This is a genomic window from Massilia sp. BGA-UO-ETr-WB1, from assembly GCF_059567845.1.
On the sequence record NZ_JCAQOT010000027.1, the window covers coordinates 196737 to 218316 of the forward strand.

General features: G+C 67.1%; 26 protein-coding genes. 5 read left to right on the forward strand and 21 right to left on the reverse strand.

The window, feature by feature from the left end:
- Nucleotides 1-57: 57 nt before the first annotated feature.
- The 4 genes from AC56DV_RS27785 (at nt 58) to AC56DV_RS27800 (ending at nt 4297) form a co-directional block, all read left to right on the forward strand.
- The gene (locus tag AC56DV_RS27785; protein WP_496317452.1) at nt 58-474 is read left to right on the forward strand and encodes a hypothetical protein; all 417 of its coding nucleotides are present in this window, start codon (nt 58-60) and stop codon (nt 472-474) included.
- A gap of 20 nt (nt 475-494) precedes the next feature.
- Complete coding sequence (locus AC56DV_RS27790) at nt 495-1301, forward strand: transporter substrate-binding domain-containing protein (protein WP_496317453.1); 807 nt, start codon at nt 495-497, stop codon at nt 1299-1301.
- A gap of 3 nt (nt 1302-1304) precedes the next feature.
- A complete protein-coding gene (locus tag AC56DV_RS27795) occupies nt 1305-1973 on the forward strand; it encodes an amino acid ABC transporter permease (RefSeq protein WP_496317454.1) in 669 nt (222 codons plus the stop codon).
- Nucleotides 1974-2074: 101 nt separating this feature from the next.
- Nucleotides 2075-4297: a putative bifunctional diguanylate cyclase/phosphodiesterase gene (locus AC56DV_RS27800; protein ID WP_496317455.1), complete on the forward strand. Its 2223-nt coding sequence runs from the start codon at nt 2075-2077 to the stop codon at nt 4295-4297.
- A gap of 49 nt (nt 4298-4346) precedes the next feature.
- Here AC56DV_RS27800 and AC56DV_RS27805 read toward each other — a convergent pair whose 3' ends face one another.
- From AC56DV_RS27805 to flgB, 12 genes are all read right to left on the reverse strand, one after another.
- Nucleotides 4347-5378 carry a hypothetical protein gene (locus AC56DV_RS27805; RefSeq protein WP_496317456.1) on the reverse strand — a complete coding sequence of 344 codons (1032 nt, stop codon included), beginning with the start codon at nt 5376-5378 and terminating at the stop codon, nt 4347-4349.
- A gap of 19 nt (nt 5379-5397) precedes the next feature.
- A complete protein-coding gene (flgL, locus tag AC56DV_RS27810) occupies nt 5398-6312 on the reverse strand; it encodes a flagellar hook-associated protein FlgL (protein ID WP_496317457.1) in 915 nt (304 codons plus the stop codon).
- 10 nt (nt 6313-6322) lie between these two features.
- A complete protein-coding gene (gene flgK, locus AC56DV_RS27815; protein ID WP_496317458.1) occupies nt 6323-7693 on the reverse strand; it encodes a flagellar hook-associated protein FlgK in 1371 nt (456 codons plus the stop codon).
- 96 nt (nt 7694-7789) lie between these two features.
- Nucleotides 7790-8209: a rod-binding protein gene (locus AC56DV_RS27820; RefSeq protein WP_496317459.1), complete on the reverse strand. Its 420-nt coding sequence runs from the start codon at nt 8207-8209 to the stop codon at nt 7790-7792.
- Between the two features lie 15 nt (nt 8210-8224).
- Complete coding sequence (locus AC56DV_RS27825; RefSeq protein ID WP_496317460.1) at nt 8225-9355, reverse strand: flagellar basal body P-ring protein FlgI; 1131 nt, start codon at nt 9353-9355, stop codon at nt 8225-8227.
- Nucleotides 9356-9364: 9 nt separating this feature from the next.
- Nucleotides 9365-10027, reverse strand: coding sequence for a flagellar basal body L-ring protein FlgH (gene flgH / locus AC56DV_RS27830; protein WP_496317461.1), 663 nt, complete (start codon nt 10025-10027; stop codon nt 9365-9367).
- A complete protein-coding gene (gene flgG, locus AC56DV_RS27835) occupies nt 10027-10818 on the reverse strand; it encodes a flagellar basal-body rod protein FlgG (protein ID WP_496317462.1) in 792 nt (263 codons plus the stop codon). The genes flgH and flgG overlap by 1 nt, the downstream gene beginning before the upstream one ends.
- 22 nt (nt 10819-10840) lie before the next feature.
- On the reverse strand, nt 10841-11566 hold the full coding sequence (flgF, locus tag AC56DV_RS27840; RefSeq protein ID WP_496317463.1) for a flagellar basal-body rod protein FlgF: 726 nt from the start codon (nt 11564-11566) through the stop codon (nt 10841-10843).
- Nucleotides 11567-11582: 16 nt separating this feature from the next.
- Nucleotides 11583-12842: a flagellar hook protein FlgE gene (locus AC56DV_RS27845; RefSeq protein WP_496317464.1), complete on the reverse strand. Its 1260-nt coding sequence runs from the start codon at nt 12840-12842 to the stop codon at nt 11583-11585.
- Between the two features lie 32 nt (nt 12843-12874).
- Nucleotides 12875-13543: a flagellar hook capping FlgD N-terminal domain-containing protein gene (locus AC56DV_RS27850; RefSeq protein WP_496317465.1), complete on the reverse strand. Its 669-nt coding sequence runs from the start codon at nt 13541-13543 to the stop codon at nt 12875-12877.
- Nucleotides 13544-13546: 3 nt separating this feature from the next.
- Nucleotides 13547-13963, reverse strand: a complete 417-nt coding sequence (flgC, locus tag AC56DV_RS27855) for a flagellar basal body rod protein FlgC (protein ID WP_496317466.1) — start codon at nt 13961-13963, stop codon at nt 13547-13549.
- A gap of 21 nt (nt 13964-13984) precedes the next feature.
- Nucleotides 13985-14347, reverse strand: a complete 363-nt coding sequence (gene flgB, locus AC56DV_RS27860) for a flagellar basal body rod protein FlgB (RefSeq protein ID WP_057156968.1) — start codon at nt 14345-14347, stop codon at nt 13985-13987.
- A 142-nt stretch (nt 14348-14489) separates the two neighbouring features.
- On the opposite strand from flgB, the gene flgA reads away from it, so the two are divergent.
- Entirely contained in the window at nt 14490-15173 is a 684-nt protein-coding gene (gene flgA / locus AC56DV_RS27865) for a flagellar basal body P-ring formation chaperone FlgA (protein WP_496317467.1), read from the forward strand.
- Here flgA and AC56DV_RS27870 read toward each other — a convergent pair.
- The 9 genes from AC56DV_RS27870 to AC56DV_RS27910 form a co-directional block, all read right to left on the reverse strand.
- Complete coding sequence (locus AC56DV_RS27870; RefSeq protein WP_496317468.1) at nt 15158-15934, reverse strand: glycoside hydrolase family 73 protein; 777 nt, start codon at nt 15932-15934, stop codon at nt 15158-15160. The genes flgA and AC56DV_RS27870 overlap by 16 nt on opposite strands.
- Nucleotides 15921-16400: a flagellar protein FlgN gene (locus AC56DV_RS27875; protein WP_496317469.1), complete on the reverse strand. Its 480-nt coding sequence runs from the start codon at nt 16398-16400 to the stop codon at nt 15921-15923. Before AC56DV_RS27875 ends, AC56DV_RS27870 begins: the two co-directional genes overlap by 14 nt.
- Complete coding sequence (flgM, locus tag AC56DV_RS27880) at nt 16397-16672, reverse strand: flagellar biosynthesis anti-sigma factor FlgM (RefSeq protein ID WP_496317470.1); 276 nt, start codon at nt 16670-16672, stop codon at nt 16397-16399. The genes AC56DV_RS27875 and flgM overlap by 4 nt, the downstream gene beginning before the upstream one ends.
- A gap of 66 nt (nt 16673-16738) precedes the next feature.
- Nucleotides 16739-17731 (reverse strand): flagellar motor protein MotB, encoded by a 993-nt coding sequence (locus AC56DV_RS27885; RefSeq protein WP_496317471.1) that lies wholly within the window; start codon nt 17729-17731, stop codon nt 16739-16741.
- The gene (motA, locus tag AC56DV_RS27890; RefSeq protein ID WP_496317472.1) at nt 17715-18632 is read right to left on the reverse strand and encodes a flagellar motor stator protein MotA; all 918 of its coding nucleotides are present in this window, start codon (nt 18630-18632) and stop codon (nt 17715-17717) included. Before motA ends, AC56DV_RS27885 begins: the two co-directional genes overlap by 17 nt.
- A 27-nt stretch (nt 18633-18659) precedes the next feature.
- A complete protein-coding gene (locus AC56DV_RS27895; protein WP_496317473.1) occupies nt 18660-19403 on the reverse strand; it encodes a FliA/WhiG family RNA polymerase sigma factor in 744 nt (247 codons plus the stop codon).
- Nucleotides 19404-19428: 25 nt separating this feature from the next.
- Entirely contained in the window at nt 19429-19896 is a 468-nt protein-coding gene (locus AC56DV_RS27900) for a flagellar basal body-associated FliL family protein (protein ID WP_496317474.1), read from the reverse strand.
- Between the two features lie 7 nt (nt 19897-19903).
- Nucleotides 19904-21247: a flagellar hook-length control protein FliK gene (locus AC56DV_RS27905; protein ID WP_496317475.1), complete on the reverse strand. Its 1344-nt coding sequence runs from the start codon at nt 21245-21247 to the stop codon at nt 19904-19906.
- The gene (locus tag AC56DV_RS27910) at nt 21244-21561 is read right to left on the reverse strand and encodes a hypothetical protein (protein ID WP_496317476.1); all 318 of its coding nucleotides are present in this window, start codon (nt 21559-21561) and stop codon (nt 21244-21246) included. Before AC56DV_RS27910 ends, AC56DV_RS27905 begins: the two co-directional genes overlap by 4 nt.
- Between the last annotated feature and the right edge of the window lie 19 nt (nt 21562-21580).

Genomic DNA, 21580 nt, shown 5'->3' on the forward strand with positions numbered 1-21580 from the left:
TTTTCGCTGGGCCGGGTTACACTGCCGGATTATTTTAGTTTTACCGACAGGAAATCCATGCAGGACGCAGCAGACCATATCGAAGCCAAGCCGCGCTTCCGCCCGGTGCCGTGGACGGCGCTCGAGAGCCCGGGCGATGTCGAACTGTGGATCGAGGAGCACAACCTCGCGCTGAAGGAACACATCGGCCCCAGCGAGACCGGCTATGGCGTGTGCTTCACGCTGGCCGCGGGCGGTACCATCCACATGCAGACCAGCGCCGACGGCGCCATCATCCTCGACGTCGATGCCGAGGCCGAATGGGTGTCGCCGCTGATCGCGGCCATCGCCCAGGCCGAACCGCCGCAAGGCTCGATGTGGGTGCTGCCGGACGACAAGCTGATCCAGCTGGTCATGGGCTTGAGCAGCCTGATCGCCACTTCCATCCTGGTGGTGGGCCACAATTTCGGACGCGGCCAGCGCCGCCGCTACTAAACTTGATAACAAGGATAACCATGCGCACTTCCCGATCCCCTTTGAAACTGGCGGTGTCCTCCCTGTTGCTGGCGGCCGCCGCCGCAGGCGCTCATGTGGGGGCCCATGCGGCCGACCTGCTGGAGACCGTCAAGGCGCGCGGCGCCATCAAGGTGGCGCTGGAAGGCACGTATCCGCCGTTTAACTACAAGGACCAGAAAAGCGGCGAACTGGCCGGTTTCGACGTGGACGTGGCCAAGCTGCTGGCCGCCAAGCTGGGCGTGAAGACGGAGTTCGTCACCTCGGAATGGGCCAGCATCCTGGCCGGCCTGCAGGCCGGCAAGTACGACGTCATCGTGTCGCAGGTGACGGTGAACCCGAAGCGCGAGCAAGCCTTCGATTTCTCGGTGCCGTATGAATACTCGATGCCGCAGCTGGTGGTGCGCAAGGACGAGAAGGCGCAGTACAACACCCTGGCCGACCTGAAGGGCAAGCGCCTGGGCGTGGGGCAGGGCAGCGTGTACGAGCAGCAGGCCAAGGCCGTGCCCGGCATCGAGGTGCGCAGCTACCCGGCCGCGCCGGAAAACCTGCGCGACCTGGCCGTGGGCCGCGTCGACGCCGCGCTGAACGACAGCCTGATGACGGCTTACCTGCTGAAAACCTCGGACCTGCCGATCAAGGCCGGCGCCAAGGTGGGCAAGGTGGAGAAAGTGGCGGCCGCCTTCAAGAAGGGCAATCCGCAGTTCAAGGCCGCGATCGACAAGGCGCTGGCCGAGGCCGCCGCCGACGGTAGCCTGAAAGCCATTTCCGTGAAATGGTTCGGCGTGGACGTCAGCAAGGCGCCGTAAGCGATGGGGCTGCAGGAGTTGCAGGAGCTGTTCCGGGAAGCGGCGCCGGTGATGCTGACCGGCGCCGGCTACACCCTGGTGTACGCGGTGGCGTCCATGCTGGGCGGACTGCTGCTGGGTTTTCCCACCGCCGTGGCGCGCATCCTGCCGTGGAAGCTGCTGGCCTGGCCGGCCGGGCTGTACGTGAGCGTGATGCGCGGCACGCCGCTGCTGGTGCAGATGTTCGTCATCTATTACGGCCTGCCCAGCGTGGGCATCGAATTCACGCCGGTGACGGCCGGCATCCTGGCGTTGAGCCTGAACGCGGGCGCCTACCTGTCCGAGAGCCTGCGCGGCGCCATCCAGAGCGTGGCGCGCGGCCAGTGGTGGGCCAGCTACAGCCTGGGCCTGGGTTACTGGAGCACGCTGTACCACGTGGTGCTGCCGCAGGCGCTGCGGGTGGCGGTGCCGTCCATGAGCAATACCCTGATCAGCCTGATCAAGGACACCTCGCTGGTGTCGGTCATCACCATGACCGAGCTGATGCTCACCACCAAGGAACTGATCGCCACCACCTTCCAGCCGCTGCCGCTGTACCTGGCGGCCGCCGCCATCTACTGGCTGCTCAGCCTGGGCTTTGAAACGCTGCAGCGGCGCGCCGAGCGCCACCTGAACCGGGCCCACGCGCGCTAGTTGCCAGCCAGGCGCTCGACATTGCAATAGAGACATGTTAGTCTAGAATCGCGTTCGGCCACTGCCTGGCCATAGTGACCAAGGGTGACATGGATAAGGATATGCAAGCTTCCGCCGCCGGGGCCGCCGAGGCCGCACCGGTGAGCGGCCCCCTGCTGGGGGGCCTGGCCGGCTTGCACGCGTCGGTACAAGCCCCGCTGCCGGCCCTCGCGCCACTGGCGGCGCCGCCGCCCGGCGCGGACGAGGTGGCGCTCAGCCCGGAACGCCTGCGCTACGAGCAGGAACAGGGCTATTTCAACGACATCTACCTGCTGGCCCCGGTGGGCTATTTCGTGCTCGCCTTCGACACCACGGTGCTGCAGATGAACCTGGTCGGCGCCGACCTGCTGGGTCTGCCGCGCAGCAATCCGGCGCGCGCCAAGTTCCGGGACTACGTGGCGCCGCGCTTCGCGGCCGATTTCGACGCCTTCGTGCAAAGCGCGCTCAACACCAGCACGGCGCAGCGCTGCGACCTGCAGATGACGCGCGGCCGGCCAGGCGAGCAGGGCTACCCGGTCACGCTGCGCGCCAGCGCCGACGGCAGCGGCCAGGCTTTCCGCGTGGTGCTGGAGCTGGCCGAAGGCAAGCTGGCCGCGCTCGAGCGCAGCGAGGAACGCTTCCGCCGCATCGTGCACAGCGCCGACGAGGGCATCTGGGAGATCGACGCGCAGTCGCGCACCTCCTTCGTCAATCCCAAGATGGCCAGCATGCTGGGCTACGCGATCGAGGACATGGTCGACCAGCCGCTGGTGGCGTTCATGGACGACGAGGGCCGCGCCATCCTCGAGCGCAACATCGCGCGGCGCCAGCAGGGCATCCGCGAGCGCCACGAATTCAAATTCATCCGCAGCGACGGCAGCGCGCTGTGGACCACGCTGGCCACCAACCCGATCTTCGACGCCGAAGGCGGCTACCTGGGCGCGCTGGCGCTGGTGACCGACATTTCCGAGCGCAAGGAATCGTCCGACCTGATCTGGCAGCAGGCCAATTTCGACGCCCTCACGGCGCTGCCCAACCGCCACATGTTCCAGGACCGTCTGGGCCAGGAAATCAAGAAGGCCAAGCGCGAAGGCATGCTACTGGCGCTGCTGTTCATCGACCTGGACCAGTTCAAGCAGGTGAACGACAGCCTGGGCCACGACAAGGGCGACGCGCTGCTGGTCCAGGCGGCCGGCCGCATCGCCGGCTGCGTGCGCGCCTCGGACACGCTGGCGCGCCTGGGCGGCGACGAGTTCACCGTGATCCTGGCCGGGCTGGAGCAGCTGGCCAGCGTCGAGCGGGTGGCGCAGGACATCGTCGGCGCGCTGGCCCGGCCGTTCGAGCTGGACGGCGACAGCGGCCTGGTGTCGGCCAGCATCGGCATCGCCTTCTACCCGGCCGACGCGCAGGCGCCGGAAGAGCTGCTCAAGCACGCCGACCAGGCCATGTACGCGGCCAAGCAGGCCGGGCGCAACCGCTACCACTATTTCACGCAGGACTTGCAGCTGGCCGCGCAACAGCGCCAACGGCTGGCGGCGGACCTGCGCGGCGCGCTGGCGGCCGGGCAGTTCGAGCTGGTGTACCAGCCCATCGTCAACCTGGCCAGCGGCGCCATCGAGCGCGCCGAGGCGCTGCTGCGCTGGCGCCACCCGGAGCGCGGCCTGCTGCAGCCGCGCGAGTTCATCGCGCACGCCGAGCACAGCGGCCTGATCAGCGAAATCGGCGACTGGGTGTTCCGCCGCGCCGCCGACCAGGCCCGGCAGTGGCAGAGCGAGCTGGGCCGGCCGTTCCAGATCAGCGTGAACCAGTCGCCGGGACAGTTCCGCGGCGATCCGGCCTGGTGCCAGGGCTGGCCGGCCTACGTGGCCGGGCTGCAGCTGGCGCCGCGCAGCATCGTCATCGACGTCACCGAGGGCATCCTGCTGGACGGCGCGGCCGAAGTGCTGCAGCGCCTGCGCAGCTACCGCGCCATGGGCCTGCAGGTGGCGCTGGACGATTTCGGCACCGGCTACGCCTCGCTGACGCACCTGAAGAAGTTCGACATCGACTTCCTCAAGCTGGACCGGGTCTTCGTGCAGGACATGGCGGGCGATTCGGGCGACCTGGCGCTGTGCGAGGCCATCATCGTGATGGCGCACAAGCTGGGGCTGAAGGTGGTGGCAGAGGGGGTGGAAACGGCGGCCCAGCACGCGCTGCTGGTGCAGGCCGGCTGCGACTATGCGCAGGGCTATGTGTTCGCGCACGCGCTGGCGCCGGACGAGTTCGTCGCGCTGGCGCGGCGCGGCATGCCGCTGCTGGAACGGTAGGGGAAGCGGTTGCTGCGGAGGGCCGGGCTGGAGGCCGGGCTTGGTAAGCTTAGCGCAGGCCCAGCAGCGCCATCACGCGTTCGCGGTTGATGCCGGTCAGCGCCGAGGTCAGGCTCAGCAGGGAAGCGTAGCTGGGCTCGTTGGCCGCCGTCACGAAGTTCTGGGCCGCCTGGTCCATGCCGGCCGCGCTCACCTGCGGCATGGCCGACGCGGCGCGCGCGCTGGCGTCGCTCAGGGCCAGGTTGACCTTGGCCAGCGCCGCTTCCACGTGGCTCAGCGCCTGGATCACTTGCGCCAGCGTCTGGCGGATGGCTTCGGCGTCGCTGGTGCTCCAAGTTTCCGGCGCGATGGCTGGCGCTTCCGGCTCGGTGCGCACGCGGTGCAGCTGGCCGGTGGGGAAGCGGATGCCGCCGCCCTGGATGGCCATGGTGTCGCGCACGCTGGCCCAGGCCGATTCGGGCACCGCGAACTCCAGGTCGCCATTGTCGCCCAGGCCGACGCTGATATTGGCCGGCACCAGCGCCTGGTTGAAGCGCTGCACGATCTCCTGGTCCGACAGGCCCGGTTCCAGCGCCACCGAACGCAGTCCGGCCGCGCCGCCGCCGACCGCGATGGCCAGCGTTTCGCGCGCGCCGCTGCGCAGGTTGGCCATGTTCATGCCGCGCACCTTGAAGCGCTGCAGGGACTGGCTGGAGTTGTAGCCGAGCTGGCTGTCCAGCGTGCCGCCGGACGCGTCCTGGCGGTTGCGCCAGGTGTCGTTGAACTGGCGCACGCGCGCCTCCACCTGGCCGTCGCGGCCGGCGCGGCTGGCCAGCTTGGCGCTCAGTTCGGCCTTCAGCATGCGCAGCTGGGCCGCGCTCTGCTCCAGGAAATCGACCGCCTGCTGGGCGCCCGAGATATCGCTCTGCAGCGGCTGGTCCCAGTTGCTGACGCCGCGCCGCGGCGCCGGCGCGGCGGCGCCGCTAGCGGCAGGCTCAGGCGTGCCTACCGGCGCCGCCAGCTTGGTCTCGTCGACCTTGCTGGTGGAGCTGGTATTGCCTGCGGCAAGACCGCTGGAACTGGGGCGCGGAGCGATTTGCATGCGAGTTGGACGGCGTTAGTTAGAGGACGTTAAACAGCGACAGATTGCTTACTTTAGCGTAGGCCTTGTAAGTGGATTGTAATGCAATAGTGTAACCGTTCAGCTCGGTGGCGGCCAGACCGTAGTCCAGCTTGCCGATATCGGTCAGCGCCATCTGATTCGACAGGCTGACATTGGTGTGATTGTCGTGCAGGGTGGCGAGGATGTTCTGCGCGCCGCCGAAAGCGGCGATCTTGCTCGAAATCAGCGTCAAGGTGTCGTCCGAGCCGGTCAGCGCGTCCGTTAGCAGGGTGCGGAAGGTCGGGTCGTTGGGCGACACGCCCGGCACGGTCAGGCCGTCGAGCACGGCGTCGATCTGGTTCAGATAGGTTTCCAGGCCTTGCGCGTCCACATTCGCGGTCTGCGCGATGCCGTTGCCGACCACTACCTGCTGCTTGCCGTTGTTGCCGGTGTAGGTATAGCGCGCGCCGGCGGCGGCGCCGGCGTCGAAGGTGATCGCCGGGGTGCTGGTGAGTGTGCCGGAGAAGATGTATTTGCCTTCCTGGTCCTTCACGTTGGCGCTGTAGAGCATGCTTTCGCGCAGCGATTGCAGCGACGTCACCATGGACTGCAAGTCGTCCGGCGTGGTGCTGCCGCCGTCCAGCGCCCACACGAACAGGTCGCGCGCTTCATTGATGTCGCGCACCACGCTGCTCAGGTAGGTTTCGTTTTTCTGCAGGCGGATCTGGACCGCGTCGATGTTCTCGCGGTACTGGCCGACAATGGCTTCCTCGCGGTTCAGGCGCGAGATGCGCACGTTCGACACCGGGTCGTCGGACGGCACCTGGATGCGGGAGCCGGAGGCCATCTGCTGGGACAGGCGCGTCAGGGCGTCCTGGTTCATCGTCAGCGAGCGGTTCATCGTGGCTTGCGATTGGGAAGTGGCGATGCGCATGGCGATCCTCTTAGTTGAACATCGCCAGCGTGGCGTCGAACAGGCTGTTGGCCACGGCGATCACCTTCATGTTCGCCTGGTACATATTCTGGAATTCCACCAGGTTGATCGCTTCCTCGTCCTGGTTCACGCCGCTGGTCGACTTCCAGTCATCCTCGGATTGCTGGCGGATGGTGGTGGCGGTTTTCAGCAGCGCCTGGTTCTGCTGGCTGTCGATGCCCAGCTTGCCCACCAGCTGGGTGTCGGCGTCGCCCAGCAGCACCGAACCGATCGAGGTCAGGGTCACCGGCTGGTTTTTGATGTCGATCAGCAGCTGCAGGTTGGCGCTGTCGCCCGGGGTGCCGTCGGCCGAGAAGGCCAGGTCGCCGGCCAGGAAGGCCGGGTCGATCTGCAGCATGCCGGTGGTGCTGGCCGAGTCGAAGGAAAACAGCGGCTTGCCCGGGTTGCCGGCCGAATCGAAGCCGAGGGCCAGCTGGCTGTTCATCTTGTCGGCCAGTTGCTCGGCCATGTCTTGAATCGATTTCTGCAGCGGCACCAATATATTCTTGTCGTAATCGGCCAGGCCGCCCATCTGGCCGCCCACCTTGGTGTCGTCCAGCGAAAATTTGGAGTGGCCGAAGGTCAGCGTGAGCACCGGCTCGCCGCTGGTGCCGTCGATCGAGACGCTGCTCGACAGGTTGCCCACCACCAGCGGCTGCCCGGTGCGCAGCGAGACGCTGCGCGAGCCGTCAGGCTGGTCGATCACTTCGATCGCCACCATCGAGGCCAGTTGGTCGATGGCCATGTCGCGCTCGTCGATCAGGGCCGAAACGTTGGTGCCCACGGCGGACGCGCCGGTGATGCGCGCGTTCAAGGCGGCAATGCCGGCCATGCTCTGGTTCATCGAGGGCATCAGCGCGTCGCGCTGCTGGCGCACGGACAGGCGCTGGTTGGCCGTCACGTTGTAGATGCTGTTGAAATGCTGCGACATGGAGTTGGCCGCCGTCACCACCTGCTGGCGCAGCGGGGTCGAGGTCGGGTCAACGCCGGCCGCGTTGAGGGCCTTGAAGAATTCGTCCACGCCGTTGCTCAGGCCGGACTTGTCGTCGCCCATTACGCGTTCCATCTGCGACAGGTACGGCTGGGTTTGGCTGTGGGAGCCGAGGTCGGACGCCGCGCGCCACATCTGCTGGTTCTTGTAGGAATCCGAAAAGCGCAGCAGGCCGCCCACTTCCACGCCGTTGCCGGCCAGTTTGGAGCCCAAGCCCGGCGCCATGGCATTGAGCAGCACCCCCTGGCGGGTATAGCCTTTCGTTTGCAGATTGGCAATGTTCTGGCTGGTGGTATTGAGCGCTGTTTGGGCGGCGATCGAACCGGATAGCGCGTTGCTGAGTATGCTCATTGGTGCTGGTCTTTCCTGGTGTAGGCGTGGACCAGTTGCTTTAAAGCATCTTCACTGGTCCGTTAACTGATAAAGGCGACCACTTTCTGCGCCGCATTAAATGGTTTTGGCGTTATTTGTGGCTGGAGCCAGCGGCATCGGCGCGCCGGGCACGTGCGGCGCCACCGGTGCGGCGGACGGCAGCAGCTGGCGCAGGATGGCGTCGGCCACGCCGAAGGCGCGCTGGCCAGCCATCTGGTCGGCCACCAGGTTGTCGGCCATGTCCAGCATGTCGCGGTTGATGCTGTCCTTGCGCTCCTCGTCCTTCAGCGCCTCGGTCGAGGTGCGCATGCGGTGCAGCATGTCGCCGATGAAGAACGATTCGAACTTGACGGCCGCCTCGGTGGCCTTGGCGCGGTAATGCGCGTCGGCCGGGTCGGCCGGCTCGGTTGCCGCACTGGCCACCGGGGCCAGTTCCTGCTTGGCCGAGGGGCCGAGGTCGAGCTGGCGCGGCAAAATGGGGTCGAGACGTTGCATGGCGGTATGCTTTCCTTAAATGACGACCAGTTCGCCTTCGATGGCGCCGGCCTGGTCCAGCGCCTGCAGGATGGCCATGATGTCGTCCGGCGAGGCGCCCAGCGAATTGACAGTGTCGATGATGGTTTGCAGCTTGGCGCCGGCCGGCCACTTGAACATCTGGCCCGAACCCTGGTCCACGCTGACGTTCGATTGCGGCGTGACCTGGGTGGTGCCCTGGGCGAAGGCGTTCGGCTGGCTGACCTTGCTGCTTTCCGAAATCACCACCTTGAGCGAGCCGTGGGTGACGGCGGCGGCGCGCACGCGCAGGCCGTCGGCGATCACCACGGTGCCGGTGCGCGAGTTGAACACCACTTTCGGGTTGTCGTCGCCCACCTCGATCGGCAGGCTTTCCAGCTTGGCCATGAAGGCCACGCGCTGGGTCGGATTTTCCGGCGCCACCACGTCGACGCTGGTGGCGTCGGTGGTGCTGGCGACGTCGCCGAACTTCTTGTTGATGGACTCCACGATATTGGTGGCGGTCTGGAAATGCGGATGGCGCAGCGACAGGCGCACGGTGGGCCTGGTGGCGAAGTCGGTGAGGATTTCGCGCTCGATGGTGGCGCCGTTCGGCACCCGGCCGGAGGTCGGCGTGTTGACCGTCACCGACGAGCCGCTCTTGCCGGCGGCCGACAGGCCGCCCACCACCACGTTGCCCTGGGCCAGCGCGTACACTTCATTGTCGGCCGCGCGCAGCGGCGTCAGCAGCAGGGCGCCGCCGCGCAGGCTCTTGGCGTCGCCCAGCGAGGAAACCGTGATGTCGATCGCCTGGCCGCGGCGGTAGCCGGGCGGGAACACGGCGCTGACCATGACGGTGGCCACGTTCTTGCTTTTCGCGTCGGTGCCGTCCGGCACCTTGACGCCGAACTGCTTGAGCATATTGATCACGGACTGGCTGGAGAACTTGACCTGGGTCGAGTCGCCGCTGCCGTTCAGGCCCACCACCAGGCCGTAGCCCACCAGCGGGTTTTCACGCACGCCCTCGATGCTGACCAGGTTGCGCAGGGTTTGCGCGGCCTGGGCCGCCTGCATGGGGAGCGCGCTCAGCAGCGCGGCGCAGGCCAGGGCGGCAGCGGTGCCGGTGGAAAGGAATGAAGTACGGCGCATGGTGCCACCTTAGAAAGGCATGTAGGGGCTGGCGAAGAAGCGTGTCAGCCAGCCGGGGGAATTGGCGTCGGCCAGGGTGCCCTGGCCCGAATAGGCGATGCGGGCGTTGGCGATGCGCAGCGAGGAGACGCGGTTGTCGGCGTCGATGTCGGCCGCGCGCACGTAGCCGCGCAGGCGCACGAATTCCTCACCCTGGTTCAGGGTCAGCATTTTTTCGCCGGCCAGGCGCAGCAGCCCGTTCGGCATCACTTCCTGCACGATCACGGTGATGGCGCCGGACAGCGCGTTCTGCTGGGTGCTGGTGGCGTCGCCCTCGAAGGAACGGCCGGCGCTCAGGTCGATGCCCGCTTTCGGGCGGATCTTGCCCAGCAGGCTGGGCGCTGCCACGTTGATGCCGGAATCCTTCTTGAAGGACGTGCCGGCGCTCTTCGAGGCCTGGGTGGTTTCTTCCAGCAGCACGGTGACCACGTCGCCGACGCGGAAGGCGCGGCTGTCCGAGGTCAGAGACAGGCCGGCGTCGACGGCGTAGACACCGCCCGAGGTGCCGCGCGGCGTGGCGGCGCGCGCCATGGTGGGCGCGTCGTCGAAGGGGCCCGGCCGGACCACGGGCGGCTGCACGGCGGCGCAGCCGCCGAGCAGCAGCGCCAGGGCGGCGGGCAGGGCGGTTTTCATCAGCGTGCCGCCTGCGACAGGTACTGCAGCATGTTGTCGGCGGCGGTCAGCACCTTGGTGTTCATCTCGTAGGTGCGCTGCGCGGCGATCATGTCCACCATTTCCTCCACCACCTGCACGTTGGAGCCTTCCAGCGAGCCCTGTTTCAGCTTGCCGAACTGGTCGGTGCCAGGATTGCCCTCGGTCGGCGCGCCGCTGGCGGCCGTTTCGGCGAACAGGTTCTCGCCCAGCGCCTGCAGGCCGGTGGGGTTGATGAAGGAGGTCAGCGTCAGCTGGCCGATCACGTTGGCGGTGGCCGAACCGGGCACCACCACCGAGACCACGCCGTTTTCCGAAATCGTCATGGCGGTGGCGTTGGCCGGCAGCGTGATCTGCGGGATCACCGGCAGGCCGCTGCTGTTGACCAGGATGCCGTTTTCATTCGGCTGCAGCTGGCCGGCGCGGGTGTAGGCGGTTTCGCCGTCCGGGCGGCGCACGGCCAGGAAGCCGTTGCCCTGGATCGCCACGTCGTAGGCGCTGCCGGTGTTCTGCAGGGTGCCGTTGGTGAAGATCTTCTGCGTGCCCACCAGTTGCGTGCCGTTACCCAGCTGCACGCCGGACGGGGCCAGCGTGTTGTTGTCGGCGCGCTGCGCGCCCGGCTGCTGTTCGATCGAATAGAACAGGTCCTGGAAGGCCACGCGGTCGCGCTTGAAGCCCACCGTGTTGGCGTTGGCCAGGTTGTTGGCGATGGTTTGCAGTTTCGCGTCTTGCGCCTGCACGCCGGTCTTGGCGATCCACATTGCTGGATTCATGATTGCTCCTGGTGTGTTGGGGTCAGCCGCCGATCAGGCGGTTGCCGGCTTCGGCCATGCTGTCGCTGGCTTTGAACAGCTTCATCTGGATTTCAAAGGTACGGTTCAAGCTCATGGTGGCGACCATTTCCTCGACCGCCGACACATTGCTGCCTTCCAGGTGGCCGGCGCTGACCTTGACGGTGGCGTCGGTGGCCAGCAGCTGGCCGTCGCGCGCCACCAGCAGGCCCGCTTCGTTCTTGGTCAGTTCGGACGCCTCGGCCTTCACCAGCTTGAGCTTGTCGACCACCTGCATCTGCGCGGTGCCGGGCGTCTGCACCGAGACGGTGCCGTCCTGGCCGATTTGTACCTTGGTGTGCGGCGGCAGCGTGATCGGGCCGCCGTCGCCGAGGATGGGCATGCCGCCCACCGTCATGGCGCCGTCGGCGTCCAGCGTGATGGCGCCGGCGCGCGTGTAGGCTTCGCCGGTGGGGCCCTGCACGGCGAAGAAGCCGTCGCCGGAAATGGCCACGTCCAGCTCGCGGCCGGTCGACTTCAGCGTGCCGCCGCGGGTAGTCACCGCGTTGGCCTGCATGTCGGCCATGTGGCGGTCGTCGTAGCCGTAGCCGCTCAGCGGACGGGCGGTGGATATTTCCAGGTTGGCCCGGAAGCCGGTGGTGTCCATGTTCGCCAGGTTGTTGGCGTGGACCTGTTGCCCGCGCAGCGCCCGTTCGGCGCCGCTCATGGCGGTATAGATCAGTGCGTCCATGTGTCAGGCGGCCCGGTTACAGCGCTTGCATCAGCGCTTGCATCATGGCGTTCTCGGTCTGGATGACCTTGGAGTTCGCCTGGTAATTGCGCTGCGAAGTCATCAGGCCCACCAGCTCGGAAGTGATGTCGACGTTGGACTGCTCCAGTGAGGTAGTACTGAGGGCACCGGTCATGCCGGTGCCGGGGGTGCTGTACAGCGGCGTGCCGGAGGTGTTGGACGCCATCCAGCTGGTGTCGCTGATCGCCGTCAATTCACCTTCGGCCGGGAAAGTGGCGAGCGCCACCTTGCCGACGGCTTGGCGCTGGTCGTTGCTGTATTTGGCGATCAGCGAACCATCCTTGGCCAGCTCGACGCCGATGTAGGTGCCCGAAGCATAGCCGTCGGCCTTGTTGGTGGAATTGGTAGCCTCGCCGGCCAGCAGGGTGGTGCCGGTGTAATCGATGTCGATGCCGATGTCGGCCGCGCCGGTGCTGACATAGGCGTTCGTTACCGGATCGTAGATTTGCGGCCCGGCGTCCGGGAGTTCGAACTTGATGGTCGCCGGGTCGGTCGTATCGAGCTGGCCTTTTGCATCGAAGGTTAGTGTATTGCCGGTACCCACTTCCAGGTCGTTCAGCATGTAGCGAATGGAGACCGTGTTCGGCGACGCTTTGATGAAGTACTGGGTCAGCGTGTGCTGGTTGCCCTTGCTGTCATACAGCACCGACACGCGCGACATGTTGTACGAGTCCACTGGTGGGAAGGTCTGCGGACTGGCGGTCAGGTCGGGGGCGGCAAAGGTGCCTGTCGGAACTTTCCAGTCGTCGGACATATTGCTGACGTAGGTCAGCTTGCTGCTCGGGACGGCAGGGATCTGGCCGGTTGGCACGCTCAGGTCGCCCATCGGGCCCAGGGCGGTCGATGGCGGCTTCATGCTGAAACCTTGCACTTTGCGGCCCGAGGAGTCCACCAGGAAGCCGTCGGTGTTGGCGTCGAAAATGCCTACGCGGGTGAAATTCATCTGACCCTGCGCGTCTTTCGCAACGAAGAAGCCGCGGCCGTTGATGGCCGCGTCCAAACCGCGCCCGGTGGCCACCACACCGCCGTTCAGGCCGATACTCTGGGTCACGGAACCGATCTGCACGCCGGCGGCCTGGGTGCCGGCGTACTGCGAGGCGAAGTTGGCCCGGCTCGACTTGAAGCCATAGGTACCCGCGTTGGCGATGTTGTTGGAGATGGTGCCCAGTTGCTCGTTGATGGCCTGGATGCCGGACAGTGCGATATCGAAACTCATGGCGGATACCTTTCTAAGGTGTGCTGCGTAAATTAGTTGCTTGCGGTTTTGGTGCCGGAGGCGCCGTTGAATGCGGTAATCTTGGCCGGCGAGGTTTCGCCCACGTTGGCCACATTCAGCACCACGGCGCCGCCGGAGCCCAGGCGCACGCTGTTCAGGCGGCCGATCACGTCAATGGCTGGATCTTCCTTGGTGCTGGTTTCGACGCGCATCTTGTAGGTGCCAGCCGGCAGGCCCATGGCTTGCGGATCCAGCGCGAACGGCACCGCGCCGCCCGACTGGGAGCCCAGTTCCACCTTGTGTTCGCGGCCGTCCAGGCCGGTGAGCACCAGCGTGGTCTTGCTGCTGCTGGCCTCCAGCGTGACTTCGCCTTTCACCTTGGCGCCGTCGAGTTGCACTTCGGTAGCGGTAACTTGCACGTCTGAACCGACCTGCGCGCCGAGCGCCAGCACTTGCATGCTTTGCAGGATGCTAGCGTTGGCACTGGTCAGATTGCCGACGTTTTGCAGCGCCTCGGTCTGCGACAGCTGCGTCAGCTGGTTGATGAACTGGCTGGGGTCGGTGGGCGACAGCGGGTCCTGGTTCTGGATCTGGGCCACCAGCAGCTTGGTGAACATCTGGCTGGTTTCGCTGCCGTTGGCCAGTGGATTGCTGCCAGGCGTCGAGCCGGCGGGGGTATTTGCGAAGAAATTGGTTTGCATGGCTTAACCTTCACCGAGTTTGAGCAGCGACTGCTGCATGGAGCGGATGCGACCCAGCACTTCCACATTGGTTTCAAAGGCGCGCGAGGCCGACATCATGTCGGTCATCTCGGCCACCTGGTTGACGTTGGGGTAGTACACCATGCCGTCGGCGTTGGCCAGCGGGTTGCCCGGCTCGTACACCTTGCGCAGCGGCTCGCTGCTCTCGACCACGTCCAGCACCTGCACCCGGCCGCCGTTGTCGGCGTTGGCGCCTTCGTTCATCACGGCCGCGAACACCGGTTTGCGGGCGCGGTAGGTTTCGTTCTCGTTGCCGGCCACCGAATCGGCGTTGGCCAGGTTGCTGGCCACCGTGTTCAGGCGCACGGTCTGCGCCGCCATCGCCGAGCCGGCGATCTGGGATATGTCTTTGAAGCTCATGGGAAAACCTTATTGACCGGGTTATTGGCCATTAATCGCTTTGGCCAGGCCCTTGAGCTTCATATTGATGAAGGTCAAGCTGGTCTGGAAGTCGCTGGCGTTCTGCGAGAAGGCGGCCTGCTCGACGCCGATCTCGACGGTGTTGCCGTCGCGGGTAGGGTGGTAGGGCACGCGGTACAGCGCATTGCCGTCCGAATCGAGTTCCGGCTCGCCCGTTTGCAGCGCCTGGCTCTGCGCCAGGGTGGCCGCGAAGTCCATGTCCTGGGCCTGGTAGCCGGGTGTGTTCTCGTTGGCGATATTGGACGCCAGGATGCGCGTGCGCTCGGCACGCAAATGGAGCGCGTCGCCATGCAAGCCGAGTGCGTCTTTGAAGTTGATGCCCATTGATTCCCTCCTGTCGTAAGTACGTTGCCCATGTAAAATGGCGACCGGGCGCACTGCGCGCGCCGCAGCCATCATAGTAAAGGTATTGCCCATGTTCAACAATCCCATTTTACATCCGATTTTTGCCGCGTTGGCGATCATCGTGCCAATTGTTGGCGAAGCGGCCACGACTGCGGAGCAGACTGTGGCGCTGGTGGAACAAACCGCGCGCGACGCACTGCTGCGCCAGGCCGACGGCAACGGCCTGGTGGAGCCTGAATTGGAGGTGGCCGCAGTGCGCACCAGCCGCGTGCTGCCGGTGTGCCCGGCGCCGGTGGCGGTGGGCGTGCTGGACGCGCGCCAGCTCACCCGTATGCGCCTGGTGGCGAGCTGCCCCGGCGAGGCGGGCTGGAAATACGAGTTTGTGGTGCGCGCCAAGCTGACGGCGCGGGTGGCGGTGATGGCGGCCGACGTGGCCAGCGGCAGGCCTGTGGACGCGGCCGACGTGGCGCTCGAGCGGCGCGACATCAGCCTGGTGAGCGACACCGTGTCCGACCTGGCGCTGCTCGAAGGCATGGCGGCGCGGCGCGCGCTGCGCAGCGGCGAGCTGCTGCGCCAGAACATGCTCACGGCCCAGCTGCTGGTCAAGCGCGGCGAGGCGGTGCGCATCGTGGCGCGCAACGAGCAGATCGAGGTGAGCATGGCGGGCGAGGCGATGGACCCGGGGGCGCGCGGCGCGCTGATACGGGTGCGCAACAACAACGGCAACATCATCAAGGCGCGGGTGACGGGCGCTGGAACGGTGGAACCGGCCGATTTGCCCGTGTCCATTCAGTCGCCCAGGTGATTTTTCATCTGTTGGACTTTGCCGGCCAGCTTGCTGAGCTTGTCGGCATAGGCCGGGTCGGTGGCGTAGCCGCCCCGGGCCAGCCCGCTGGCGAAGGCGCGCGCGTCGTTGCCGGTATTGAGCGCCTGCTGGTAGCGCGGATTGTCGATCAGTAAATTGGCGTAGTCGTGGAAGGCGGCCGCCTGGTCCGGGTAGCTGCGGAAGCGTTCCACTTTTTTCAAGGCCAGGCCCTGTTCGTACTCGGTGGTGGTGGCGGCCGCGACCGCGCCTTGCCACTGGCCGCCGGCCTTGATGCCGAACAGGTTGTTGCTGCTGCCCACCGGGCGCTGGCCCCAGCCCGATTCCAGCGCCGCGTGCGCGGCCACCAGTTCGGGCGCCACGCCCAGGCGCTTGGCGGCGTCGGCCGCCCACGGCTGGATGGTGGCCAGGAATTCCTGCTGCTCGGCGGTGGTGGCGCCATTGCCGTCCCCGGCCGGGCCGTCGATGACGCCGGCGGCGCGCGCGCGCAGCGCCGCCGCGGCCGTGCTCAGCGCCTGCGAGGGCAGGGCGTCGCCGCTGTTTCCGCTGCCGCCGCTATTGGTCCAGCCGCCGCTGATCAGGGCGGCGACGTCGCCCTGCACCTGGCGGAAGGCCGCGCCGAAGCCGCCAGCAGACGATCCGCCGGCCATCGGCGACAGGCTGGCGGTGGGGCGCATATTGCTGGCGGTGGCCGCCGTGGCAGCGGTTGCCTGCAGGGGGCGCAGCAGGTCAGGCCGGCTCATAAATCTGGTCCTCGCCGTGCAGCACGCGCTGCATGATGGTGTATTGGTCAACCAGCAAGTCGCTATTGCGCTTGCCCAGCCGTTTGCATTCCAGCACGCGCAGCTCCAGTTCCTGCCATTGCTGCTCCAGGCGGGTGCGCGGTTCGGGTTTCAGCAGGGTAAACATCTGCGCCATCGAGGGCGCCGGACCCAGCAGGTGCACGGCGCAGGCCACGCGCTGCACGCGGCGCGCCTCCATGGCCTCGACCAGCGCCGACACGGCTGCGGCGATCTGCTCCAGGGCGGCGCGCTGGTGGCGCACGGCCGCGTCGAATTGCTGTTCCAGCAAAGCCTGCAGCTCGGCGTAGGCCGCCATGTCGGCGCCGATGCCGTCCAGCAGTACCTGCATCGATTGCTGGCGATTGGGCTGCGGCGGCTGTTGCTGCGTCGCAACAGTATGGGCCGCTGCGGATGCTGCAGATGTCACTTGTCGCTCCCGTGGAAGCGCTGGATCAGGCCGGCCAGCTTGTCCGCGTCGAACGGCAGCTCGCCCTTGGCCAGCGCGTCGCGCAGCATGGCCACCCGCTCGTGGTCCACTTCGGGCATGTCCTTCAGCGCGGCCAGTGCCGGCTGCAGCACCGCCGACTGCAATGCCGGCGCGGCCGGCGCCGCCGCAGGCGCGTGCGCGGCCTCGGCCGGCGCGCTGTCGGCTACCCGCTGGACGGCCGCGCCGTCCACGCTGCCAGTCGAAATTCTCATACGTTGACCTCTGGTCTTGGAAGTTTGCATAGTAACCCGCCTTACGCCCGCGCGCGAAGTAAATGTTCAGTTCCCATTGCGCCCGGTCCCGTATTTGCCCTCCGGCCCCAGCTTGTTGCGCAGCTTCTGCAAGGACTCGGCGTCCGGCAGGGCAGTGTCGACTTCGCCGCCCAGCATGTTCTTGCTGCCCGGCATGCCGAACATGGCCGACACCGCCTGGGCCTGGCCGGCGGTCAGGATCAGCAGCTCGATGCGGCGGTTGACGCCGGCGTCCGCCTTCTGGGTGTCGATCGGCGCGCGGTCGGCCATGCCCACCACCTGCAGCACGCTGTCCTTGCGCATGCCGCCCGACAGCAGCATGGAGCGCGCCGCCATGGCGCGGTTGGACGACAGGGTCCAGTTCGAATAGGCGAAATAGCCGGTGTCGGCGTACTGGGTGGAATCGGTGTGGCCGACCACCAGCATCTGGTTCTGCATGCGCTCGAACAGCGGGCCCATGCTGCGCAGCAGGGCGCGGAAGCGGTCGGTCGGCACGGCCGAGCCGCGCACGAACATGCCTTGCTTGTCGGTGTCGTGCAGCATCACGCGCAAGCCGTACGGGGTGATCACCGATTCCAGGTTGGCCGCCAGGCCGGTTTCCGCGCTCAGCTTGGCCAGCGCCTTGGCCAGCTTGTGCAGCTCGCCCGGGGTTTCATAGCTGACCTTGTCCTGCACTTCCGAGGCGCTCTCGCCGCTGGCCAGGGCCTGGCCGGGCGAATCGTTCTTGCCGGTGCGCGGCATCGGGAAGCGTTCGATCAGGCTGCCGCGCGGGCCGCCCACCTGCTCCGGCATCACGCCCTTGCCCTGGTCGGTCTTGTTGCCGTCCTGCTCGGTCATGATGTGCTGCAGCGATTCGGTGTTGCGCGCCGCCATCAGCCACAGCACCAGGAACAAGCACATCAGCGCCAGGCAGAAGTCGGCGAAGGCTACTTTCCAGGCGCCGCCGTGGTCATCGTGCGCGTGCTTGCCGCCGCCGCGCTTGATGATGGTTTCCTCATGCTTCTCATGCGGCTTTAGCACGGCCACCTCCACGGCGCGATCCGGACTCGGGCTCGCTGTCGCGGCCTTCCAGCTCGTTGATCCAGCGCTCCAGCTGGGCGAAGCTCGGCTTGATGTTCAGCGGCACCAGGCGGCGCCCGGCGTCGATCGCCAGCAGCGGCGGCTTGCCGGCCACGTGGGTCACCAGCACCACCTTCACGCATTCCTTGTTGGACGCTTCCTGGTTGACCAGCTGCTTCATCACGTTGGCGATCGGGTCCAGCACGCCGTAGCACAGGAAAATGCCGATGAAGGTGCCGACCATGGCCGCGCCCACGTGTTCCGCGATTTCGCCCGAGGTGGCGCCTTCGGACACGGTGTTCATGGTGATCACGATGCCCAGCACTGCGGCCAGGATGCCGAAGCCCGGCATCGCCTCGCCGATCTTGGCGATGGACTTGGCAGGCTGGTTCAGTTCCTCGTGGATGGCTTCCAGTTCCTGCTCCAGCACGCCTTCCAGCTCGTGCGCGTTGATCTTGCCCATGGCCATCAGGCGGAAGTTGTCGACGATAAAGGCGAGCAGCTTGGGCTCTTCCAGCACCAGCGGGTAGCGCTGGAACAGCGGGCTGTCCTTGGGCGCCTCGACGTGGGCGTCGAGCGCCTTCAGGCCGCCGGCGGCCAGCTGCAGCAGCTCGTACATCAGCAGCAGCAACTGGCGCTGGAATTCCGAGTCGTACTTCTTGCGGGTAATGATCTTCTTGAGCTGGGTGCCCATTTCCTTCAGCACGTGGGCCGGATTGCCGATGACGATGGCGCCCAGGCCGGCGCCGGCAATGACGAACAGTTCGATCGGCTGCCAGATCTGGTGGAATACGCCACCCATCATGAAGAAGCCGCCGAACACACTGCCCAGGACAATGATGATGCCGATTAGTTGCTGCATGATACGCCTTTCTGCGTCATTTACTTATCAGGCGCTTTGCAGCACCGCTTTCATTTTGTTGAGCGCCGCCTTGTTGAGTTGGCAGACGCGGGCGTCGGTCAGGTCCAGCACCGCGGCGATTTCCTTGTAGCTGAGCTCGAACTCGTAGTACATCTGCACCACGCGCTGTTCGCGCTCGTCCAGCCCGCCCAGCGCCTGGGCCAGCGAACGGCGCACCATCAGCTGTTCCTCCGGGCTGGGCGCGACGTCGCTGCCGGGGCTGACGGTATCCTGCAGCACTTCGTCAAAGCTGGCCATCAGCTCGGCGCTCTCGTCGAGCTGGTAAGCCTGGTAGGCCTCGGCGGTGATGCCCAGGCCGGCGATGATTTCGCGCTCGTCCGGCTCGCGCCCCAGCTTGCGGGTCAGCTCGCGCACCGCGTCGCGCAGCTTGTGGCTGTGCTGGCGCACCGCGCGCGGGCGCCAGTCCTGGCGCCGCAGCTCGTCGAGGATGGCGCCGCGGATGCGCAGGCTGGCGTAGCTGCCGAAGGCGGCGTCCGGGGTGCCGTAGCGGCGCAGCGCTTCGAGCAGGCCCATCAGGCCGATCTGCTCCATGTCGTCGCGGTCGATGGCGCCGGCGATCTGCGAATTGAGCTGGCGCACGATGCGCTTGACCAGCGGCGCATACGACAGCAGGTACTTCTGCTCCTCGGCCACGCTGTGCACCACCGGCGCGCTGCCGGCGACGCCGTAACTCTCGGCGTAGCTGTCTGCGTATTGCTCTATGTATGCCATGCCCGCCCCACTCATATCCACCGCATCACTCCAGGATCAGTTTCCCGATCATCACTTCCGAGAATGGCCGTTCGCGCTTGTCCTTGGCGTAGGTCTCGTCGAAAGCCTTGTTCAGTTCGTCGGCGAACTGGTCGATCGACATCGTCGCCGCCTTCGACATCGGCAGCGCCGACAGCGCCTTGACGGCCACGCTGCGCAACAGCGGCAGATGTTCCTTGCATTCCTTTTCCTGCTTGGCCGTGGTGGCCACCACCAGGTCGGCCGACAGGTAATGGGTCACCGCCTCGCCCTCGCTGCGCTTGAGCATGACGATCACCTTGTCCACCGTGATGTACTTGGGCGGCTCGGTATCCACCTTCGGTTCTTCGTGCTTGACGGTCTTGCCCTCGGGGCCCGCGGCCGCCTGCTTGCCCATGTACCACACCGCGCCGCCGGCCACGCCGCCGCCCAGCAGCAGCACGCCCACCATGGCTATTACCAGTTTCTTGTTCATCTATTACTTACTCCCGCTCGGTGGTCATGGCAAAGGTGGGGGCGGCCTGCTCGTCGTCGCCCAGGGCGCGGCCCGGGGCGCGCTGCTGCTGTTCCTGGCCCTGTTGGCGGCCGGCGCCGCCGTCGGCCAGCGAGGACTGGTTGCCGCCGCGCGGCGCGGCCGACACGGTGACGGCCACGTCGCCGAAGCTGCGCTGGGACAGGTCCTGGCGCACGCTGTCGCCGATGCTGTTGAGCTGGCGCAGCACTTCGGCGTTGTTGGCCGACAGGTTCACTTGCAGCGCGCCGGCGCTATGGCGGATCGAAATCTCGACCGTGCCCATATTCGGCGGCTCCAGGCGGATCACCGCGTGATCGTTATTGCGCTGCAGGCTGAGCTGGAGGCGGTCGCCCAGCGCGTCGCGCAGCGGCTGCTGCCATTGTTCCGGCGTGCCGGCCAGGCGCAGCGCGTCGCCGCCGGCCGCTGCCGGCTGGGCGCCTGCCGTGGCAGGCGCGGCCGCCAGATTCAGGTTCAGTTGATGGACGGCGCTGAAGCTGGCGCCGTCGCCGGCCGCAGCCATGGCGGCGCCCGGCGCCGCGCCGGCGGCCAGGGCCGCGCCGCTGATGGTGGCCAGCTCGGCGCGCTGGCCGCTGCGGCGCTGGCCTTGCAGCAGCTGGTCGGCCGCTTGCTGCAGGGCGCTGGAAATAGCCGGGGCAGGGATTGGCTGCGCAAGGCCGGCGGGAGCGCCAGGCGCGGAGCTTGGAGCGCCGGTCGGGGCGGCGGTGGCGGCCGCGTAAGCGGCACGCTCCTCGCGCGCGGCTTGCTGTGCTGAAATCTGTACTGCGGCGCCATAGCTGGACTGGCCGGCTGCCTGGGCGGAAGCGATGGCGGCAGGGGCGGCGGTGCCGGGGGCGCCGGTCGGCGCGTAGGCTGCCTGCGCGGCGCTGACGGCGGCATTGGCAGCCGCGTTGACCGGCGCGCCGGTGGGCGCGCCGGTGGGCGCGGCGGTGCTGGTGTAGGGGCCGTAGCTGGCGGCGGCGTTCAGCGCGGCCACGCTCGCTTGGCCGGCGGGGGCGGCGGTGGGGGCGGCGGCCGGCGCGGCGGTCGGCAGCAGCAGGGCCAGCAGCGCGTTGGCGGCGCCGGCCGCATCGGCCGCGTCAGTGCCAGCGCCGGTGTCGTTGTCCAGGCCGGCGCTCTCGTCGTCGGGGGCGCCGTCCAGCGGCGCGGCCGGATCGGCCTGGCCGAAAATCTGCGCGAACAGCGGCAGCGCGCCCGCCGCGGCGCCGGACTCGGCGGCAGCGGGCGGCGCGCCGTCGGGCGCGGACGGGACAGGGACGGGCGCGCCGGGCGCGGAAGAGGAAATCATAGTCATGCAGTGGTTCCGGTGTCGGCAGCTTCGCTGCGGTTGCGTAGTTCGTCGATGTTTTCGTGGTCGGGGTTGGTCATGGCGTAGGCCATCCAGCCTTCCTTGCGGGCCTGCAGCTCGCTCAGCTTGGCCGACAGCTGGTCGCTGGCCAGCTTGGCGCAGTGCTCGGCTTGCCGGTGCAGCTGGCGCAGCGCGGCCAGCGCGGCGCGCTCGGCCGGGTTCCACGGGCCTTGCGCGGCCATGGCCGGCAGCGCGGCGGCCATTAGCGTGTTGATCGCCGACAGCGCCGTCCAGTCCGAGGCGGCTGTGGCCGCGCTCATTTTCTGCGCCAGTTGCAGC

Excerpts from the sequence above, each read along its gene's own strand:
- AC56DV_RS27785 (WP_496317452.1), top strand. The coding sequence starts at position 58 with ATGCAGGACGCAGCAGACCATATCGAAGCCAAGCCGCGCTTCCGCCCG.
- AC56DV_RS27790 (WP_496317453.1), top strand. The coding sequence starts at position 495 with ATGCGCACTTCCCGATCCCCTTTGAAACTGGCGGTGTCCTCCCTGTTG.
- AC56DV_RS27795 (WP_496317454.1), top strand. The coding sequence starts at position 1,305 with ATGGGGCTGCAGGAGTTGCAGGAGCTGTTCCGGGAAGCGGCGCCGGTG.
- AC56DV_RS27800 (WP_496317455.1), top strand. The coding sequence starts at position 2,075 with ATGCAAGCTTCCGCCGCCGGGGCCGCCGAGGCCGCACCGGTGAGCGGC.
- AC56DV_RS27805 (WP_496317456.1), bottom strand. The coding sequence starts at position 5,378 with ATGCAAATCGCTCCGCGCCCCAGTTCCAGCGGTCTTGCCGCAGGCAAT.
- flgL (WP_496317457.1), bottom strand. The coding sequence starts at position 6,312 with ATGCGCATCGCCACTTCCCAATCGCAAGCCACGATGAACCGCTCGCTG.
- flgK (WP_496317458.1), bottom strand. The coding sequence starts at position 7,693 with ATGAGCATACTCAGCAACGCGCTATCCGGTTCGATCGCCGCCCAAACA.
- AC56DV_RS27820 (WP_496317459.1), bottom strand. The coding sequence starts at position 8,209 with ATGCAACGTCTCGACCCCATTTTGCCGCGCCAGCTCGACCTCGGCCCC.
- AC56DV_RS27825 (WP_496317460.1), bottom strand. The coding sequence starts at position 9,355 with ATGCGCCGTACTTCATTCCTTTCCACCGGCACCGCTGCCGCCCTGGCC.
- flgH (WP_496317461.1), bottom strand. The coding sequence starts at position 10,027 with ATGAAAACCGCCCTGCCCGCCGCCCTGGCGCTGCTGCTCGGCGGCTGC.
- flgG (WP_496317462.1), bottom strand. The coding sequence starts at position 10,818 with ATGAATCCAGCAATGTGGATCGCCAAGACCGGCGTGCAGGCGCAAGAC.
- flgF (WP_496317463.1), bottom strand. The coding sequence starts at position 11,566 with ATGGACGCACTGATCTATACCGCCATGAGCGGCGCCGAACGGGCGCTG.
- AC56DV_RS27845 (WP_496317464.1), bottom strand. The coding sequence starts at position 12,842 with ATGAGTTTCGATATCGCACTGTCCGGCATCCAGGCCATCAACGAGCAA.
- AC56DV_RS27850 (WP_496317465.1), bottom strand. The coding sequence starts at position 13,543 with ATGCAAACCAATTTCTTCGCAAATACCCCCGCCGGCTCGACGCCTGGC.
- flgC (WP_496317466.1), bottom strand. The coding sequence starts at position 13,963 with ATGAGCTTCAAAGACATATCCCAGATCGCCGGCTCGGCGATGGCGGCG.
- flgB (WP_057156968.1), bottom strand. The coding sequence starts at position 14,347 with ATGGGCATCAACTTCAAAGACGCACTCGGCTTGCATGGCGACGCGCTC.
- AC56DV_RS27870 (WP_496317468.1), bottom strand. The coding sequence starts at position 15,934 with ATGAGCCGGCCTGACCTGCTGCGCCCCCTGCAGGCAACCGCTGCCACG.
- flgM (WP_496317470.1), bottom strand. The coding sequence starts at position 16,672 with ATGAGAATTTCGACTGGCAGCGTGGACGGCGCGGCCGTCCAGCGGGTA.
- motA (WP_496317472.1), bottom strand. The coding sequence starts at position 18,632 with ATGCAGCAACTAATCGGCATCATCATTGTCCTGGGCAGTGTGTTCGGC.
- AC56DV_RS27895 (WP_496317473.1), bottom strand. The coding sequence starts at position 19,403 with ATGGCATACATAGAGCAATACGCAGACAGCTACGCCGAGAGTTACGGC.
- AC56DV_RS27900 (WP_496317474.1), bottom strand. The coding sequence starts at position 19,896 with ATGAACAAGAAACTGGTAATAGCCATGGTGGGCGTGCTGCTGCTGGGC.
- AC56DV_RS27905 (WP_496317475.1), bottom strand. The coding sequence starts at position 21,247 with ATGACTATGATTTCCTCTTCCGCGCCCGGCGCGCCCGTCCCTGTCCCG.
- AC56DV_RS27910 (WP_496317476.1), bottom strand. The coding sequence starts at position 21,561 with ATGAGCGCGGCCACAGCCGCCTCGGACTGGACGGCGCTGTCGGCGATC.